Source organism: Rhodococcus sp. P3_B8 (assembly GCF_056402775.1).
In genome coordinates, this window is sequence record NZ_JBFUGT010000002.1 from 153,461 (window position 1) to 169,483 (window position 16,023).

A 16,023-nucleotide genomic window follows, 5' to 3' on the forward strand; every position below is an offset into this window, starting at 1 on the left:
GTCAGACGAGGTAGACAGCGACACCCACCACTCCGATCCAGGCAATCGCGAGGAGTTGGAGCACGCGGTCGCCCAGCGCAATCTCCTCGGGCTCCCCCGCCTCACCGCCGTCGACGTCCACGGCGTAACGCAGGATCGCGATGGTGAACGGCACCATGGAGATGGCGTACCAGTTGGTGGCCTTCAGGTCGTCTTGCTGGAACGCCCACAGCCCGTAGCAGAGCACGACCGCGGTGGCGCTGAGCGTCCAGACGAAACGCAGGTACGTCGTGGTGTAGTTCTCGAGGGATTTGCGGATCTTCGCGCCGGTGCGCTCCGCGAGCTGCAGTTCGGCGTACCGCTTACCGGCCGCCATGAACAGCGAGCCGAAAGCCATGACCAGCAGGAACCACTGCGACAGTGCGATCTCGGCGGCGACACCACCGGCGATGGCGCGCAGCAGGAACCCGGACGAGACGATGCAGATGTCGAGGACGGCCTGGTGTTTGAGACCGAAGCAGTAGGCCAGCTGGATGCCGATGTAGACGGCCATCACCACCGCCAGCTGCCAGTTGGCGAGGAACGACAGGGCGATCGACGCACCGAGCAGCACGACCGCCATGCCGAACGCCAGGTTGACGGGCAGCACACCGGCCGCGATGGGACGGAATCGCTTGGTGGGGTGCGCGCGGTCGGCCTCGACGTCCATCGCGTCGTTGACGAGGTAGATGCCGGACGCTGCCATGCAGAACACCACGAAGGCGAGTGCGACGGGAAGCAGGACGTCGGATTCCGTCGCCGTGCCCGCGGCGACGGGAGCTGCGAGGACCAGGACGTTCTTGACCCACTGACGCGGGCGAACGGCCTTGACGATGCCTGCCGCCAGGGATGTCGGGGGTCCGGTGACGACGGCCGGTTCCTCGCTCATTTCTCTCCAAACTTCTGCTCGGCCTTCAGCACCGCGACCGCAGAGGCGGCCCCCAGGGCAGATCCGGCGAGCACATCGGTCGGGTAGTGCACTCCCAGAACGAGCCGGGAGAGCAGCATCGGCGGTACCAACAACGCAGGCAAGGGTAGCCCGGTGAGGCGGCCGAGCAGCACGGCAGCCGCTGTCGTGGACGTCGCGTGCGACGACGGGAAGCTCAATTTGCTGGGCGTCGACACGTTGACCTGGATCGACGGGTCATTCGGCCGGGGGCGGCGGACGATGCGTTTGATCACGATCGACGCGGCGTGGGCGCCGACGGCACCCACCGCGACTCCCGCCCACTGCCGGCGACGAGGCTTGTCGAGTGCCGCGCCGATGCCGGCGACGGCCACCCACCCGAGGGCGTGCTCACCGAAATGGGACATACCCCGTGCCGTCGAGACGACGCCGGGACGGCTCGCGATCGTCGATTGGACGGCCGCCAGGATCTGGACCTCACTTGATGCCGAAGACACGTTCCCACCTCTCCTTGCTGGTCAGGGCAGGAACGGCGTCCTGGTACTCGCGCTTGAGTTCGGGGAACCGCTGGGCCAGTTCGCGGCGCAGCCGGATCGCTTCCTTCAGCAGCGCGAGCGCCAGCTTGGGGTTGCGCTTGCGGTAGACGACTCCCCGCCCGTCCGCGGTGGTGACGGTGACGCCGTCCACCTGGGACAGCAGGAACCACCGCGCGTCGATGGTGGGCACGTTGAGCTGGGGGCGCTCGTGGTGCTGCTCGTGCGCGGGCTTGACGTTGTGGATCAGGCCCTTGCCGAGGCGCACGATCTTCGCGAGCGGGTTCGTGGGCAGGCCGACCGCGCCGACTTCCTCACCGGAAGGCAGCGGCAGGCTCGTCGACGACGGCAGGACCACCGCGTCCGGGTACTCCTTGCGCATCGCGTGGACGTTGCCGAGCGCGGTGGGGAGCAGTTCGAAGATGTGCTCGGGGCCCTGCAGGAAGTCGGCGATGGCCTGGTTCTGGATCGCGACTGTCGAGTATTCGAGGCACAGCAGGTGCTTGATCGTGGCCTTGACGGTGTTGATCACCAGGCCGCGGCCGTTGCCCGGCATGTGCAGGGACGCGACGACGAGCCGGTTCCGCAGGTGGAAGTACGCCTGCCAGTCGATGGCGTCGTCCTTGTCACTCCACGCCATGTGCCAGATCGCGGCGCCGGGCATGGTGACGGTCGGGTAGCCGGCATCACGGGCACGCAGGCCGTATTCGGCGTCGTCCCATTTGATGAACAGCGGCAGCGGCTGACCGAGTTCCTCGGCGGCCTGCCGCGGGATCATGCACATCCACCAGCCGTTGTAGTCGACGTCGATCCGGCGGTGCAGCAGACGCGAGTTCTCGCGGTCGCTGAGCGGGTAGCGGGAGAAGTCGTGGTCGTACTCGACGTTCGGGGCGGCAGTCCACATGAAGATGGACCGGTCGACGACCTCGCCCATCGAATGCAGGTGACTGCGCTCCTGGAGGTTCAGCATCTGCCCGCCGACGAGCATCGGCGTCTTCGCGAACCGCGACATCGCCAGCGCGCGCAGGATCGAGTCGGGCTCGATCTCGATGTCGTCGTCCATGAACAGGATGTGCTGGCAGTCGGTGGTCTTCAGCGCCTCGTACATGATCCGGCTGTAGCCGCCGGACCCGCCGAGGTTCGCCTGGTCGTGGATGGCCAGCCGGTCGCCGAGCGCTTCGGCGGCCTCCGTGAAGCCGGGCTCGTCCTTGACCTTGCGGGTGCCCTGGTCCGGGATGATGACCGCCTTGACCACGTCCATGACGAGTTCGTCGGACGCCAGCGCCGTCAGTGCCTTGACGCAGTCGGTGGGCCGGTTGAACGTGGGGATGCCGACGGCGACGGTGGCCTCACCGGGGGCATCGACCGGTGCGTACCAGCCGGCGCTCTCCAGCACGACCTCGGTGTCGGTGGTGATGTCGAACCAGATCCAGCCGCCGTCCTCGAACGGGGCGAGTTCGATCTCGAACTCCAGCGCGGCGTCACCGTCCTGGAACTCGCGGCCCTCGACGTGGATGCGCGACGAGTCGGCCTTCGAGCGGTACACGTCGATGCGGCAGTGCCCCGACAGCTCGAGACGCAGCACCACCGAGTTCAGGGTGCTCCACCGGCGCCAGTAGCTGGCCGGGAACGCGTTGAAGTAGGTGCAGAACGACGCCTCCGCCTCGGCGCCGACCGACAGCGAGGTGCGCGACAGCGAATGCGCGCGGCGGCTGTTGGTCTTCGCCTCCTCCAGGTAGAGGGTGCGGACGTCGAGCGGCTCACCGGCGCGCGGCAGGATCACCCGTTGCAGCAGCGACTTGCCGAGTAACGGGGCGTCGTCGGTGACCTTCTCGGACTCGAGCAGATGTCGGGCGCTCATTCGGCATCCCCCACGAGGGCCGCACCGGATTCGAAGTGCGGTCGCAGGGAGTTGTCGAACATCGACAGCGCGCTGGCGATCGCCATGTGCATGTCCAGGTACTGGTAGGTGCCGAGACGGCCACCGAACAGAACCTTGTTCGACGCCATCTCCTCCTTCGCGCGGTCGCGGTAGGCGGCGAGCATCGCGCGGTCGTCGGGAGTGTTGATCGGGTAGTACGGCTCGTCCTTGCTCTCCGCGAACCGCGAGAACTCCCGCATGATGACCGTCTTGTCCTTCGGGTAGTCCCGCTCCGGGTGGAAGTGGCGGAACTCGTGGATCCGGGTGAAGGGCACGTCGGCGTCGTTGTAGTTCATGACCGGGGTTCCCTGGAAGTCACCGGTCTCCAGCACCTCGGTCTCGAAGTCGAGGGTGCGCCAGCCCAGCTCGCCCTCGGAGTAGTCGAAGTAGCGGTCGAGGGGGCCGGTGTAGACGACGGGGGCGTCGGGGCTCTCGGCGCGCAGGTCGTCGCGGACGTCGAACCAGTCGGTCTCGAGCCGGACCTCGATCTTCGGGTCCTTCGCCATGTTCTCGAGCCACGCGGTGTAGCCGTCGACGGGCAGGCCCTCGTACGTGTCGTTGAAGTAGCGGTTGTCGAACGTGTACCGCACCGGCAGGCGGGTGATGTTGCCCGCGGGCAGGTTCTTGGGGTCCGTCTGCCACTGCTTGGCGGTGTAGTCGCGCACGAACGCCTCGTACAGCGGCCGCCCGATCAGGGAGATCGCCTTCTCCTCCAAGTTGGACGCAGATGCGGAGTCGATCTCGCTGGACTGCTCGGCGATCAGCTTCCGCGCCTCGTCCGGGGTGAAGTAGCGCCCGAAGAACTGCGACACCAGGCCCAGCCCCATCGGGAACTGGTACGCCTGCCCCTTGTGGAGCGCGAACACGCGGTGCTGGTAGTTCGTGAATTCGGTGAACTGGGTGACGTAGTCCCACACCCTCTTGTTCGAGGTGTGGAACAGGTGCGCACCGTACTTGTGGATCTCGATGCCGGTCTCGGGCTCGGCCTCCGAATAGGCGTTTCCGCCCAGGTGATGACGTCGGTCGAGCACCAGCACACGCTTACCCAGCTGTGTTGCTGCACGCTCGGCGACGGTCAGTCCGAAAAATCCGGAGCCGACGACGATGAGGTCGTACCGGCCAGGGGCGGTTGTCTCTGGGGTTGCAGCGGTCACGATGAACCAGGGTAAGCGACTCCGCCGCCCGTGCGCGGCCAAGGGGGGCAAGCACCCCCTCGGCACGCACGAGGAGTTCTCCCTGTATTCACCGGTTCTGCAGACCTCGTTGTTCCCGCCGACGCGGCGATCGCGCTTGATGAGCGGGTGCGCATCGTCCAGCTGGCGAACTTCTACGGACCGCGGTCCGGTGGGCTCCGCACCGCCCTCCACAACTGGGGTCAGGGCTACGTCGAACGCGGACACGAGGTGATCCTCGTCGTCCCAGGTCAGCGCGACTGCGAGGAGCTGCTGCCGAGCGGGGTCCTGCGGATCACCCGGTCGGCTCCCACCATCCCCGCGACCGGGGGTTATCGCGTGGTCAATCCGCGGCGGGTGGCCGACGTGGTCAGCGGTCTGCGGCCCGACGTCCTGGAGGTGTCCGACCGGCTCACACTGCGCGGTTTCGGGGGCTGGGCCCGCGCCCGCGGGGTGCGCAGTGTGGTCGTGTCACACGAACGCCTCGACCGGCTGCTCGGCCAAGTCGCTCCGCGCCGCGTGGCCCGCGGCTGGGCCGATGTCGCGAACCGCCGGATGGCACGCAACTATGACGCCGTGGTCTGCACGACGGACTTCGCGAGCGAGGAGTTCACCCGCATCGGGGCCCCCAACCTGCACCGGGTCCCGCTCGGTGTGGACCTGACGATGTTCCACCCCGGCAAACACGACCAGGTGATGCGCGACTCGTTCGCCGACCCGGCGCAACGCTTCCTTCTGCACTGCGGCCGGCTGTCGGTGGAAAAGCAGGTGGAACGGAGCATCGACGCCGTCCGGCTGTTGCGCCGGCAGGGTCACGACGCCCGGCTGGTCATCGCCGGGGACGGCCCGCGGCGCGAGGCGCTGCAGTACCGGGCCCGGGGGCTCCCCGTGCACTTCACCGGGTTCATCAGCGACAAGGGCCGCCTGGCGTCGCTGTTCGCGTCGGCGGACGTGTCGCTGGCACCCGGACCGCACGAGACGTTCTGCCTGTCGGCGCTCGAGTCGCTGGCGGCGGGCACCCCGGTGGTCGCGTCACAGTCGTCGGCGCTCGCCGAGATCATCACACCCGGCTGCGGCGCCCTGGCCCGGGACCGCGGTCCTGCGTTCGCCGAAGCGGTCAGCGGCATTCTCGCGATCCCCTCGCACACGCGCCGGGCGTCGGCCCGCCGGCGGGCCGAGGACTTCGGCTGGGGCGAGTCCGTCGACGGGATGCTCGCGGTGCTCGAGGGAACCGGTCCTCGCTGCCCGGCCTAACTGCCGCCCGTCGGTAACCACTCGCGCAGCACGCTGGCGTCGATCACCTGTGCGCCCAGCTTCTTGGTCCAGATGATGGTTCCGTTGGTGTACATCCGGAACTTGCCCGCCTCCGACGGCAGCATCAACTCGGGACCGATCGGCGCTCCCAGCGTGCTGTTGACGCCGCCGAGTTCCTTGTACTTCTCGGCGATCGGCGAACCCTCGGTGGTGCCGACGGTGTCCTCGTCCTCGCCCGCGGACGCGAGGGTGGACTCGGGTTCGGGGGCGACCGGCGGCGCGGGGACGCCGAGCCCGTCACCGACCGTGAACCAGTCGGACTTGAGCTTCAGCTTCGACCGCGCCTCGGCGCCCGTCGCCTCGGCGGTGCCCGACGATCCGACCACCTTCACACCGGTGACGCGTCCGCCGTCGACCCCGAAGTTGTTGCGGGTGACCACCTCGAACGATTCGAGGTCTCCGACGTTGAACGCGGATGCGATGTCGCCCGCGGTGAGGGTCACCGTCCAGTCGTGGTTCGGCGACACGGTGTCGCCCTGGTCCTCGACGGCCGGGAACTCGCCGCCCGCGGTGTATCCGCCTGTGGACGAGGAGAATTCGGCGGCGACGGGCTTGTTGTCCTTCGTCAGGATCATGCCCTTGGTGGAACGGACGGCGTCGGTGGTCCGCGGGTCTTCCTTCGCCGAACCCCCGTACACCTGGCAGCTCTGGGTGTCGCAGGTCTTCGCCCACTCTTCCCGGTTCTCGGCAGCGGCGTAGGAGCGGGCCGCGACGGCCTGCGCCCGAAGTGCCTCGGCCCCACCGGTGTCGGCCCAGCCGGCCTTCGCCTCGGCGGGCACGACACCGAGGAGGTAGTCGTCCATGTCGAGGACGTTGACGGTGCGCACGGCGGCGCCGTCGAGTGCGACCCCGAGGGCGCCGCGATAGGGGGTGTCACCGGCGCACAGCTTCAAGTGCTCGTTCGCGGGACGGTCCGGGGCCAGGTCGACCGGGTCCACCCACGGGTGGTCGGTGGCGTCCTGCCACAGGACCTCGCCGGCACATCCGCGGGTGACCACGACGTTGGCGCCGCCGTCGGCGGTCGGCGTGAGGTGGACGGCCTCCCCCGGACCGACGGGTTTGCCGGCGACGACGGCGCCGGCGTCCGAGTAGACGTCGAGCGGCTGATCGTCACGCGCCTGCAGCCGGACGCTGATCTGTGCGTCGGCGAGGGTGCCGAGCGTGGTGCCGCCGTAGTAGTGGCCGAGGATGCGCTCGGCCGCCCACCCCTGATCCTTCGCGTATCCGTAGGCACCCCACTGGCCCATTCCGCGGCCGTGGCCGTTGCCGTGGCCGGAGAGCGTGAACGGCGTGTCGGAGGCGACGGTTTCCCGGACGTCCTGGCCGGGGGAGCGCAGGTGCACGACGACGCCGGTGACGGCGCCGATGACGAGGACGGGTGCGATGCCGAGCGCCGACGCGCGCAGAAGCTTGGCCCGGAATCCGCGCGGGGCGGGAGGGCCCGCGATGTACCGCCTCCTGCGGGTCCAGGCAGGCCTACCTGCACGAACCCCGAATTCGGTCTTCGCCATCACTGCACTCCTCATCGCTGAACAACGAGCGCTGAGACGGGGCGTGCACCTCGTCTCAGCGGGTCCGAGAAATTCGGGATAAAGTCTCAATGTAAGGTTGAGCGTTATGGACCTGTGTGACTAGTGTGGCAAGAGTGGTTGGAGTTAGCAACAACAGTCTCTTCAGTCACACGAGCATCACGAGTTGCAGACACGCGAGGTCGCTCGCAGGAAACTACAACTGAGGAGAGTCCCCCTTGCCGCACCGTCGACCGAAGCCCTCGATTGTCCTCGGGGCTGTCGCCGCTCTGGCTGTCGCAAGTCCCGTTGCGGTCTACGGCATCAGTAGCGCACCCTCCGACGTCAAATCCACGAACGAAACCTCCAACTCCGCAGTGTCCACCGAGATCGCGCAGGTCGTGCTGTCGCAGATCCCCGACATCGTGATCCCGCTGAAGGAACTGACCGGGCTGAACCTGCCCGACGTCAACATCGGCGACCTGCGGAACCTGAAGATCCCGCCGTACCTCCACATCCCCAGCAATGTGCAGCTCCCCGGCGGAATCCAGATCCCGAACCTGCAGATCCCGTTGAAGCTCCCCGCGCCGGCCGACGTCTCCGACCCCGCGATCCTGCCCCCGGCCGATCAGCAGCCCGGCGCGATCGTCAAGGAACTGTCCCGCGACACCCCGTTCAGCATGGTGGCGCTCACCTCCGAGACCCTCGCGTCCGCGGAGTCGAAGGTCCGCGCGCTGCAGGCCGACGGAACGTGGGGACAGTGGGTCTCCCCCGACATGATCGACACGCGACGCACGGACAAGACGGCGTCGGACGGCAAGGTCGCCACCGAACCCGTCTATGTCGGGCTGACGAAGGCGATCCAGATCCTGACCCCCACCTCGACGCCCGCACCGGCCGGTGCACCCGCTGCAGTTCCCGCTCCCGCACCGGCACCCGAAGCCCCTGCTCCCGCAACGGCTCCCGCCGCCGGAGGTGCCGCACCGCTCGGTTACACCCCAGCCGCCGTCAACACGCCGTTGCGGCAGCAGCCGGCACGCGCTGGCGCCGACGACGTCACGGCCGTCCTCATCGAACCGGGCAGCGGCCCCGGCGACGCGACGCTCGGCGACATCGCGAGCCCGCTCGACAGCGGCGGTCCCAAGGTCATCAGCCGCCAGCAGTGGGGTGCCGACGAGTCCATCCGGTGCCAGGACCCCGACTACGACGACTTCATCGGCGGTGCCACCGTGCACCACACCGCAGGAGCCAACGACTACTCGAAGGCCGAATCGGCCGAGATCGTCCGCGCGATCTACGCCTACCACGCGCAGACGCTGGGCTGGTGCGACATCGGATACAACGCACTGGTCGACAAGTACGGCCAGATCTTCGAGGGCCGCGCAGGCGGTCTCGACCGTCCGGTCCAGGGCGCGCACGCCGGCGGGTTCAACGAGAACACCACCGGAGTCGCGATGATGGGCGACTTCTCGTCCGAGGATCCGCCGCAGGCCACCCTCGACGCTGTCGGCAAGTTCCTCGGCTGGAAGCTCGGCAAGGCCGGACTCGACCCACTCGGTGAGACGACGATGTACTCCGAGGGCACCGAATTCACTCCCTACGCGGAGGGTGAGGCTGTCGATCTTCCGGTGATCTTCGCGCACCGCGACGTCGGCAACACGTCCTGCCCGGGAGACGCGGCGTACTCACACATGGACGAGATCCGGCAGATCGCGGCGGCCAGCCTCGGCGGCGGCAACGCCTCGCTGGCCGCGGACGCACCCTCGGGTGAGGCTCCGGCGCCGTCCGGCGGTCCCGGCACGGACGCCAGCTCCAGCCTCGGTTCCGGGATCCCCGCCCTGGTCAACGAACTGCTGCGGCTCACCGACCCGTCGCCGGTCGCCCAGAAGTGGGTGGCGGAAGGCGGCGACACCGGCCGGCTCGGCCAGGCCATCACCGGACTGCTGCAGGCCAAGGCTGGGAACTCGGGCGCACAGTTCGCCAACGGCGCCATCTTCACCTCGCCCAACGGCGGTGTGTGGGCGGTCCTCGGCCAGATCTTCAAGACGTGGCAGAATCTCGGAGCCGACAACGGCGAACTGGGTCTGCCGACCAGTGACGAGTACCCGATCCCGGGCGGTCTGCGCACCGACTTCGAGAACGGTTCGCTGATCTTCAACGAGATCACCGGCATCGTCACCAAGGTGCTGAAGACGTACAACGACACGTATGCGGAGGCCTACAAGAACGGTGCCCGGGTCGATGCCGCGGCCCCCGTCGCACCGCCCGCGGACCCGGCGCAGGTTCCGCCGGCTCCGGCAGAGCCCGCTCCAACTCCGGCTCCGGCTCCCGAACCGGCTCCCGCACCCGCTCCCGTCGAGCCGGCACCGGTTCCGGCCGGCTGATCCGGTTTCACCCTCTCGGGCGCTGGTGGTCTCAGGACCACCAGCGCTCGAGTACTTTCGCGACCCCGTCGTCCCAGTTGGTGGCCGTCACCTCGTCGGCGGCGGCCTTGGCGTCAGGGTGCGCGTTCTCGACGGCGACACCCCGGCCCGCGAGGTTCAGCATCGGAATGTCGTTGGGCATGTCACCGAAGGCCACGATGTGCGACGCCGTCACGCCGAGCCGTTCCGCCACCAGCGCGAGACCCGACGCCTTCGTGATCCCCGACGCCGACAGTTCGATCAGCCCGTTGTCGGTGGAGAACGTGACATCCGCCCGGCGACCGATGTGCGGCGCCAGCGCGTCGACCATCGCCTGACTGGACATTTCCGGCACCCGGATCAGCAACTTCACCGCGGGGGCCGCGACGACCTCGTTCTCGGACATCTCGGTGTTGTCGGGATTGAGCCAGGCGTGCTGGTAGCCGGGTGAGCTCACGAACTGCGGTGTCGCGGCGTCGTGGGCGCTGACCCCGACACGCTCGGCCGCGAGCCCGGCGCCCGGCAGCACGCGGAGCGCGATCTCCGACAGCCAGGTGAGGGTGTCGACGTCGAGGGTCGCGGCGCTGAGCACGCGGTCGCTGTCGCTGTCGTAGATGACGGCACCGTTCGCGCAGACGGCGAGCGGCGCGTAGCCGAGGCCCTCGACCACGGGATGGATCCAGCGCGGGGGCCGGCCGGTGGCCAGAACGAAGGGCGTTCCCGACGCGACCACCGACGCGACGGCGTCGCGGGTGCGGGCGCTGATGCGCTCGTCCTCCCCGATCAGGGTGCCGTCGACATCGGACGCTACAAGGCTCGGTCGGTCTGGGCTCACCCAGCCATTCTGCCTGCCGAGTCCGCGGCGCCGCCGGGCGGCCGTTACCGGGTCCGCCGTTCCTCGGCTTCGCGGCGGTCCATCTCGGTGGCCTCCTCGATGGTCGGCGCGCTACCGCCGAGTCGCCGGGGCACCCAGTACGCGCCCGCCGGATGGTCGAATCCGCCCTGAACCCGGCGCAGGATCGCGTCCATCTCCGTGTGCAGGGTCGCGGTGAGGGCCTCCGCCGGTTCTCGCGGCTCGATCGGCCTGCCGACCTCGACGGTCACCGGGAACCGATGCCGCCCAAGTTGTCTCGGCTGCCCTTTGGTGGCGATCCGATGAGCGCCCCACACGATGACGGGCACGAGCGGCACCCGGGCGTCGATCGCCATGCGCGCCGCACCCGACTTCAGTTCCTTGATCTCGAAGCTCCGGCTGATGGTCGCCTCCGGGTACACACCCACCAATTCGCCCTCGCGCAGCCGGTCCACCGCAGCGAGGTACGCGCCCGCGCCTGCGGTCCGGTCGACCGGGATGACCCCGCAACCGCGCATCAGGAACGCCATCACCGTGTTGTTCGCGAGTTCGGCCTTGGCCATCAGCCGCAGTGTGCGGTCCACCGCACCGACCGCCAGTGCCAGCTGGACGAAGTCCAGGTAGCCGGTGTGATTGACCGCGAGCACCGCACCACCCTCGGTGGGAATGTTGTCCAGGCCGACTCGCGTCATCCTCAATCCCTGGAACAGGGACAACGCCTTGGCCGTCGACTCGACAGCCGCGTAGACAGGCTCCACCGCCACCCTCTAGCTACCGGTCTCCCGGGCCCGACGGGACTGCGCCTTCGCCTCGGCGTCGGCGGCGTCCATCTTGTTCGCTTCGTCGAGTGTCGGCGCGCTGCCACCGAGGCGCGCGGGCACCCAGTACTCGCCCGCCGGGTGGTCGTAGCCCTGCTGGAGGTCGGCGAGCATCGTCGTCATCGTGGCGTGCAGCTTCGCGGTCAGCTCGGCCGCGGGTTCGAACGGCTGGATCGGCTCACCGACGGCGATCGAGATGGGAGTGTTCGTGCGGCCCAGCCGCTTCGGGAACCCCTTGGTCCACACCCGCTGCGCCCCCCAGATGACCACCGGGATGATCGGGACATTCGCCTCGATCGCCATGCGCGCGGCACCCGACTTGAATTCCTTGATCTCGAAGCTCCGGCTGATGGTGGCCTCCGGGTAGACGCCCACCAGTTCGCCGCGGCGCAGGAAGTCGACGGCCGCCTTGTACGAATCCGCGCCGGCGGCCCGGTCGACCGGAATGTGCTTGAGCGCGCGCATGATCGGGCCCGAGATCTTGTTGTCGAACACTTCCTTCTTCGCCATGAAGCGGACGTACCGCTTCACCCTGCGGGCCGGAAGTCCGGCGTAGGTGAAGTCCATGTAGCCGGTGTGATTGATCGCGATCACCGCCCCACCCGTCGACGGAATGTGCTGATCGCCCTTGACCGTGAACTTCAGCCCCTCGAGGGCGAATACGGTGCGGGCGATGCCGATGACGGTTCGGTAGACGGGTTCCACAATCGGCTAGCGTAGCCGGGTATCCGCGATCTGGCCCGCCGTCGGGGACGGACATTCGGTGGGGAGTCGAGAGAAAGGGCGCGCTGGAGATGGCTGGCAGGGGCAGGAGGGCGCTCATCGCGCCGGTCGTCGCGGTGATCCTCGGCGCGGGGGTGGCGTGCGATTCGCAGTCCGGCATCCCGACGGACGAGCCCCCGGCCGACACCGTGTCCGCGCCCACATCCGCCGCCGAGCCCACGACCGCCACGCCGCCTGCCCCGGTGCCGCAGGTGATCGTCGGCGAGGTGCCCGGCAACCCCGCAGCGGTCGACGCGGTCCGCGCCTGGGCCACCGACCTTGTCACCCGGCCCCGGACCGTCCCCGCGAAATGCTGGACGCTGCCGCCCGCCCAGGCCGCCGACCAGTACGCCGACACGTCCGCGATCCTCGGGGCGCTCGCGCAACCCGGCGTCGACGGACAGTTCGCGGTGTCGTGGACCGGCGGCGGCACCACGGTGTCCGTCAAACGCAGCGAGATCGCCTCCGGCTACGCCTGCCCACACGTCCACCCCGCCGGGACCGTCGACTTCTACACCCCCGCCGACGCCGAGTACGCCGTCGCCCGATTCCTGTCGCGGGAGTCGGGCGCGCCGGTGAACAGGGCAGACACCGAGACCGCCTACCCGCTGATCTGCCCCGGCTTCAGCCCCTGGGACCCGTCCGGCACCGGCAACGGAGGCCGGCCGCCACTCCAGCTCGACCCCGACGTCCTCGCCGGGACCACGGCGTTCGCCGCCGACGCGATGACCGCCACGCCGGTCCGCGGCGACTACCTGGAAGTGTCCGTTCCGGTCACCGACGTGTCGGGGGTGACGAACACCCGGCAGGTCACGCTGTCCATCGGCCCCGACGGCTACTGCCTGGGCGAAGTGACCTGACCGCACGTGAGTGGCACGGTGTGCTGGAGCGCGCATTGCCACTCACCTGGGGGGAACGCCTACTCTGGAACAGTCGCTCAGCTCCCAGGAGGCATACCAGTGCAGGTCACCAACGTCGGACACGCCGGATTCCACATCCAGACCGAGGCAGGCTCGATCCTGTGCGACCCCTGGGTGAACCCCGCGTACTTCGGGTCCTGGTTCCCGTTCCCGGACAACACCCAGCTCGACTGGGACGCCCTGGGCAATTGCGACTACCTGTACGTGTCGCACCTGCACAAGGACCACTTCGATCCGGAGAACCTGAGCAAGCACGTCAACAAGGACGCGACGGTCCTGCTCCCCGACTACCCGGTGCCGGACCTCAAGCGTGAACTCGAGGCGCTGGGCTTCCACAAGTTCTTCGAGACCGAGGACTCGGTCAAACACAAGGTCACCGGCCCCAAGGGTGACCTCGACATCATGATCATCGCGCTGCGCGCCCCCGCGGACGGTCCGATCGGCGACTCGGGTCTCGTGGTGTCCGACGGCGAGACCACGTGTTTCAACATGAACGACGCGCGCCCCGTCGACATGGACGTCCTGCACGACGAGTTCGGCAAGATCGACATCCACCTGCTGCAGTACTCGGGCGCCATCTGGTACCCGATGGTCTACGACATCCCCACCAAGACGAAGGCCAACTTCGGCAAGCAGAAGCGTCAGCGCGGCATGGACCGCTGCCGCAGCTACATCGAGCAGGTCGCGGCCACGTGGGTGGTGCCGTCCGCCGGGCCGCCGGTGTTCCTCGACGACGCGCTGCGCTACCTGAACGACGACCGGGGCGACGAGGGCAACATCTTCCCCGACCAGATCACGTTCCTCGAGCAGATGCGGATCCACGGCAACGACGGCGGCATCCTGATGATCCCGGGGTCGACCGCGGACCTGAAGGGCGGCGAGCTGACGCTCACGCACCCGATCCCGGACGCCGAGGTCGACAAGATCTTCTCCGACAAGGCCGCGTACATCGAGGACATGGCGAAGCGCATGGCGCCGGTCCTCGCCGCCGAGGAGGCCACGTGGGCCCCCGCCGAGGGTGAGCCGCTGCTGGAGGCGCTCAAGGCGAAGTTCGAGCCGATCATGAAGCAGTCCGACCTGATCTGCGACGGCATCGGCTACCCCGTCGGCCTGGTGATGGGCGACGAGACCGTCGTCCTCGACTTCCCGCAGCGCACCGTCCGCCCCCGCGGCGAGAAGGACGGCAAGTACCGCTACGGCTTCCGGATCGCCCCCGAGCTGGTGCGCACGGTGCTGCGCGACGACGAGCCCGACTGGGTGAACACGATCTTCCTGTCCACCCGCTTCGAGGCGTGGCGCGTCGGCGGATACAACGAGTTCCTCTACACGTTCTTCAAGTGCCTCACCGACGAACGCATCGCGTACGCCGACGGCTGGTTCGCCGAGGCCCACGACGACTCCGCGTCGATCGAACTCGGCGGGTACGAGATCCAGCGCCGCTGCCCGCACCTGAAGGCCGACCTGTCGAAGTTCGGCGTCGTCGACGGCACCAACCTCACCTGCAACCTCCACGGCTGGCAGTGGGACCTCGAATCGGGGCGCTGCAAGACGTCCAAGGGCCACGAACTGCGGTCCACGAAGCTCTGACCCCGGCGGGCGAACGTACCCTTCGGCGCACCTGAGGCGTCGAAGGGTACGTTCACCCGGCAGAGGGGGCGTCGGCTCGGACGGGCGGCAGCCACCGACGCACCAGGACCGCCGACAGCAGCACCGGAACGGCGAGTGCCGCGACGAGCGTCGTGACCGACAGCCACAGGGATCCGACGGCGACGCCCGCGTAGATCAGCACCGCGGCCACCTCACCGAACAGTCCGGCCACCGATGTGACGGTGGCGCGTGCGGGACCGGTGATCGCGTCCTGCACGCGCGCTTCCGACACGATCATCGCGTTGCCGAGGATGCCGTAGCCGACGCCGAGCGCGAGGAATCCGGGGACACCGCCGAGCAGCGCTCCCCCGCCGAGCAGGATCGCGGCGAGGGCGACGGCCCGCCCCATCGTCACGGCACGCATCGACGCCGTGCGTCCGKCGAGGGCTGTGCCGACGACCTGACCGCTCACCGTGATCGCGACGAGCAGCGGTACGGACGCCGTCGCCGTTCCACCGTCGCGCGCGAGTAGCCCGAAGTACTCGTCGAACGCCAGGAACGCGATCAGCACTGCCGACAGCAGCACTCCGCACCGGACCACCGCCTCGCGCGTCACCTCGCCGAGGCCGGCCCGCAGCATCGAGGCGTACCGGGCACCGAGTCCCCGTCGTTCGTCCGTGGCTTCGAGAGTCTCGTCCGCCTCCTCGACCTTCGGCGCCGCGGGCAGCAGCAGGGCGAAACAGCCGTGGACCACGGTCGCGCCGACGCTGACCCACCCGACCAGTGGATATCCGCCGAGGATGTAGAGTGGTGCCGCCGTCAGGGTCGCGAGAAGGTTGCACACCATGGCGCCGGAGTTGGCGTAGCCGAGCAACCTCGCGAAGTCACCGGCAGCGCCGCGCGCCACGAGTTCGTCGTACAGCAGCGCCTCGAACGTGCCCGACTGGATGGCGCCGCTGATGCCCCACAACACGAATCCGGCGGCGAATCCCGCGTACGACGGCACGACGATCCACACGGTGAATCCGGCCGTGTACAGCACGGATGCGAACACCAGAAGGCCACGTCGAGACACGGTGTCGGCCCACGCGCCGGACGGCACCTCCGCGACGAAGGACACGACCGACCAGATGACGAACAGCGACGAGATCTGGCCGACGCTCAGTCCGTGGTCGGCGAACAGCAGGTCGTACAGACCGTAGAGCGGGATGAGGTCGCGCGTGGACACGTAGCCGACCACGCGGAAGGCGAGAGAACGCTGCGAACTGGGTCAAGGCTGGGCGGCGGGATATCTCACGCGCCCAGTTT

At 68.6% G+C, this 16,023-nt stretch carries 13 protein-coding genes; 4 read left to right on the forward strand and 9 right to left on the reverse strand.

The features are described from left to right. Window position 1 precedes the first annotated feature (1 nt). Genes AC1D1G_RS02030 through glf form a run of 4 tightly spaced genes read right to left on the reverse strand, consistent with a single transcriptional unit; the run spans window position 2 to window position 4,533 of the window. Window positions 2-907, reverse strand: a complete 906-nt coding sequence (locus AC1D1G_RS02030) for a decaprenyl-phosphate phosphoribosyltransferase (RefSeq protein ID WP_280781878.1) — start codon at window positions 905-907, stop codon at window positions 2-4. After that, window positions 904-1,422: a phosphatase PAP2 family protein gene (locus tag AC1D1G_RS02035; protein ID WP_477950777.1), complete on the reverse strand. Its 519-nt coding sequence runs from the start codon at window positions 1,420-1,422 to the stop codon at window positions 904-906. The genes AC1D1G_RS02030 and AC1D1G_RS02035 overlap by 4 nt, the downstream gene beginning before the upstream one ends. Then, complete coding sequence (locus tag AC1D1G_RS02040; RefSeq protein ID WP_280781879.1) at window positions 1,403-3,319, reverse strand: glycosyltransferase; 1,917 nt, start codon at window positions 3,317-3,319, stop codon at window positions 1,403-1,405. Before AC1D1G_RS02040 ends, AC1D1G_RS02035 begins: the two co-directional genes overlap by 20 nt. Further along, window positions 3,316-4,533 carry a UDP-galactopyranose mutase gene (gene glf, locus AC1D1G_RS02045; protein ID WP_005248845.1) on the reverse strand — a complete coding sequence of 406 codons (1,218 nt, stop codon included), beginning with the start codon at window positions 4,531-4,533 and terminating at the stop codon, window positions 3,316-3,318. The genes AC1D1G_RS02040 and glf overlap by 4 nt, the downstream gene beginning before the upstream one ends. A gap of 147 nt (window positions 4,534-4,680) precedes the next feature. Between glf and AC1D1G_RS02050 the strand changes: the two genes are divergently transcribed. Continuing rightward, window positions 4,681-5,805, forward strand: a complete 1,125-nt coding sequence (locus AC1D1G_RS02050; protein ID WP_283332637.1) for a glycosyltransferase — start codon at window positions 4,681-4,683, stop codon at window positions 5,803-5,805. On the opposite strand, the gene AC1D1G_RS02055 is transcribed toward AC1D1G_RS02050, so the two are convergent. Continuing rightward, window positions 5,802-7,376 carry a SpoIID/LytB domain-containing protein gene (locus AC1D1G_RS02055; protein WP_283332636.1) on the reverse strand — a complete coding sequence of 525 codons (1,575 nt, stop codon included), beginning with the start codon at window positions 7,374-7,376 and terminating at the stop codon, window positions 5,802-5,804. The two genes, AC1D1G_RS02050 and AC1D1G_RS02055, sit on opposite strands and share 4 nt — an antisense overlap. Window positions 7,377-7,612: 236 nt before the next feature. Here AC1D1G_RS02055 and AC1D1G_RS02060 point away from each other — a divergent pair, with 236 nt between their 5' ends. Then, a complete protein-coding gene (locus AC1D1G_RS02060; protein WP_477950780.1) occupies window positions 7,613-9,757 on the forward strand; it encodes an N-acetylmuramoyl-L-alanine amidase in 2,145 nt (714 codons plus the stop codon). Window positions 9,758-9,788: 31 nt separating this feature from the next. On the opposite strand, the gene AC1D1G_RS02065 is transcribed toward AC1D1G_RS02060, so the two are convergent. Genes AC1D1G_RS02065 through AC1D1G_RS02075 form a run of 3 tightly spaced genes read right to left on the reverse strand, consistent with a single transcriptional unit; the run spans window position 9,789 to window position 12,151 of the window. Next, a complete protein-coding gene (locus AC1D1G_RS02065; protein WP_005248850.1) occupies window positions 9,789-10,610 on the reverse strand; it encodes a Cof-type HAD-IIB family hydrolase in 822 nt (273 codons plus the stop codon). A gap of 44 nt (window positions 10,611-10,654) precedes the next feature. Continuing rightward, window positions 10,655-11,386 (reverse strand): lysophospholipid acyltransferase family protein, encoded by a 732-nt coding sequence (locus AC1D1G_RS02070; protein WP_477950782.1) that lies wholly within the window; start codon window positions 11,384-11,386, stop codon window positions 10,655-10,657. Between the two features lie 9 nt (window positions 11,387-11,395). After that, the gene (locus AC1D1G_RS02075; protein WP_120659924.1) at window positions 11,396-12,151 is read right to left on the reverse strand and encodes a lysophospholipid acyltransferase family protein; all 756 of its coding nucleotides are present in this window, start codon (window positions 12,149-12,151) and stop codon (window positions 11,396-11,398) included. An 89-nt stretch (window positions 12,152-12,240) separates the two neighbouring features. Here AC1D1G_RS02075 and AC1D1G_RS02080 point away from each other — a divergent pair, with 89 nt between their 5' ends. Both AC1D1G_RS02080 and AC1D1G_RS02085 read left to right on the forward strand, forming a co-directional pair. After that, the gene (locus AC1D1G_RS02080; RefSeq protein ID WP_283353601.1) at window positions 12,241-13,068 is read left to right on the forward strand and encodes a hypothetical protein; all 828 of its coding nucleotides are present in this window, start codon (window positions 12,241-12,243) and stop codon (window positions 13,066-13,068) included. Between the two features lie 99 nt (window positions 13,069-13,167). Then, window positions 13,168-14,715, forward strand: coding sequence for a Rieske 2Fe-2S domain-containing protein (locus AC1D1G_RS02085; RefSeq protein ID WP_477950785.1), 1,548 nt, complete (start codon window positions 13,168-13,170; stop codon window positions 14,713-14,715). Window positions 14,716-14,767: 52 nt separating this feature from the next. Here the strand turns inward: AC1D1G_RS02085 and AC1D1G_RS02090 are convergent, their stop codons facing one another. Further along, the gene (locus AC1D1G_RS02090; protein ID WP_477950787.1) at window positions 14,768-15,955 is read right to left on the reverse strand and encodes an MFS transporter; all 1,188 of its coding nucleotides are present in this window, start codon (window positions 15,953-15,955) and stop codon (window positions 14,768-14,770) included. Between the last annotated feature and the right edge of the window lie 68 nt (window positions 15,956-16,023).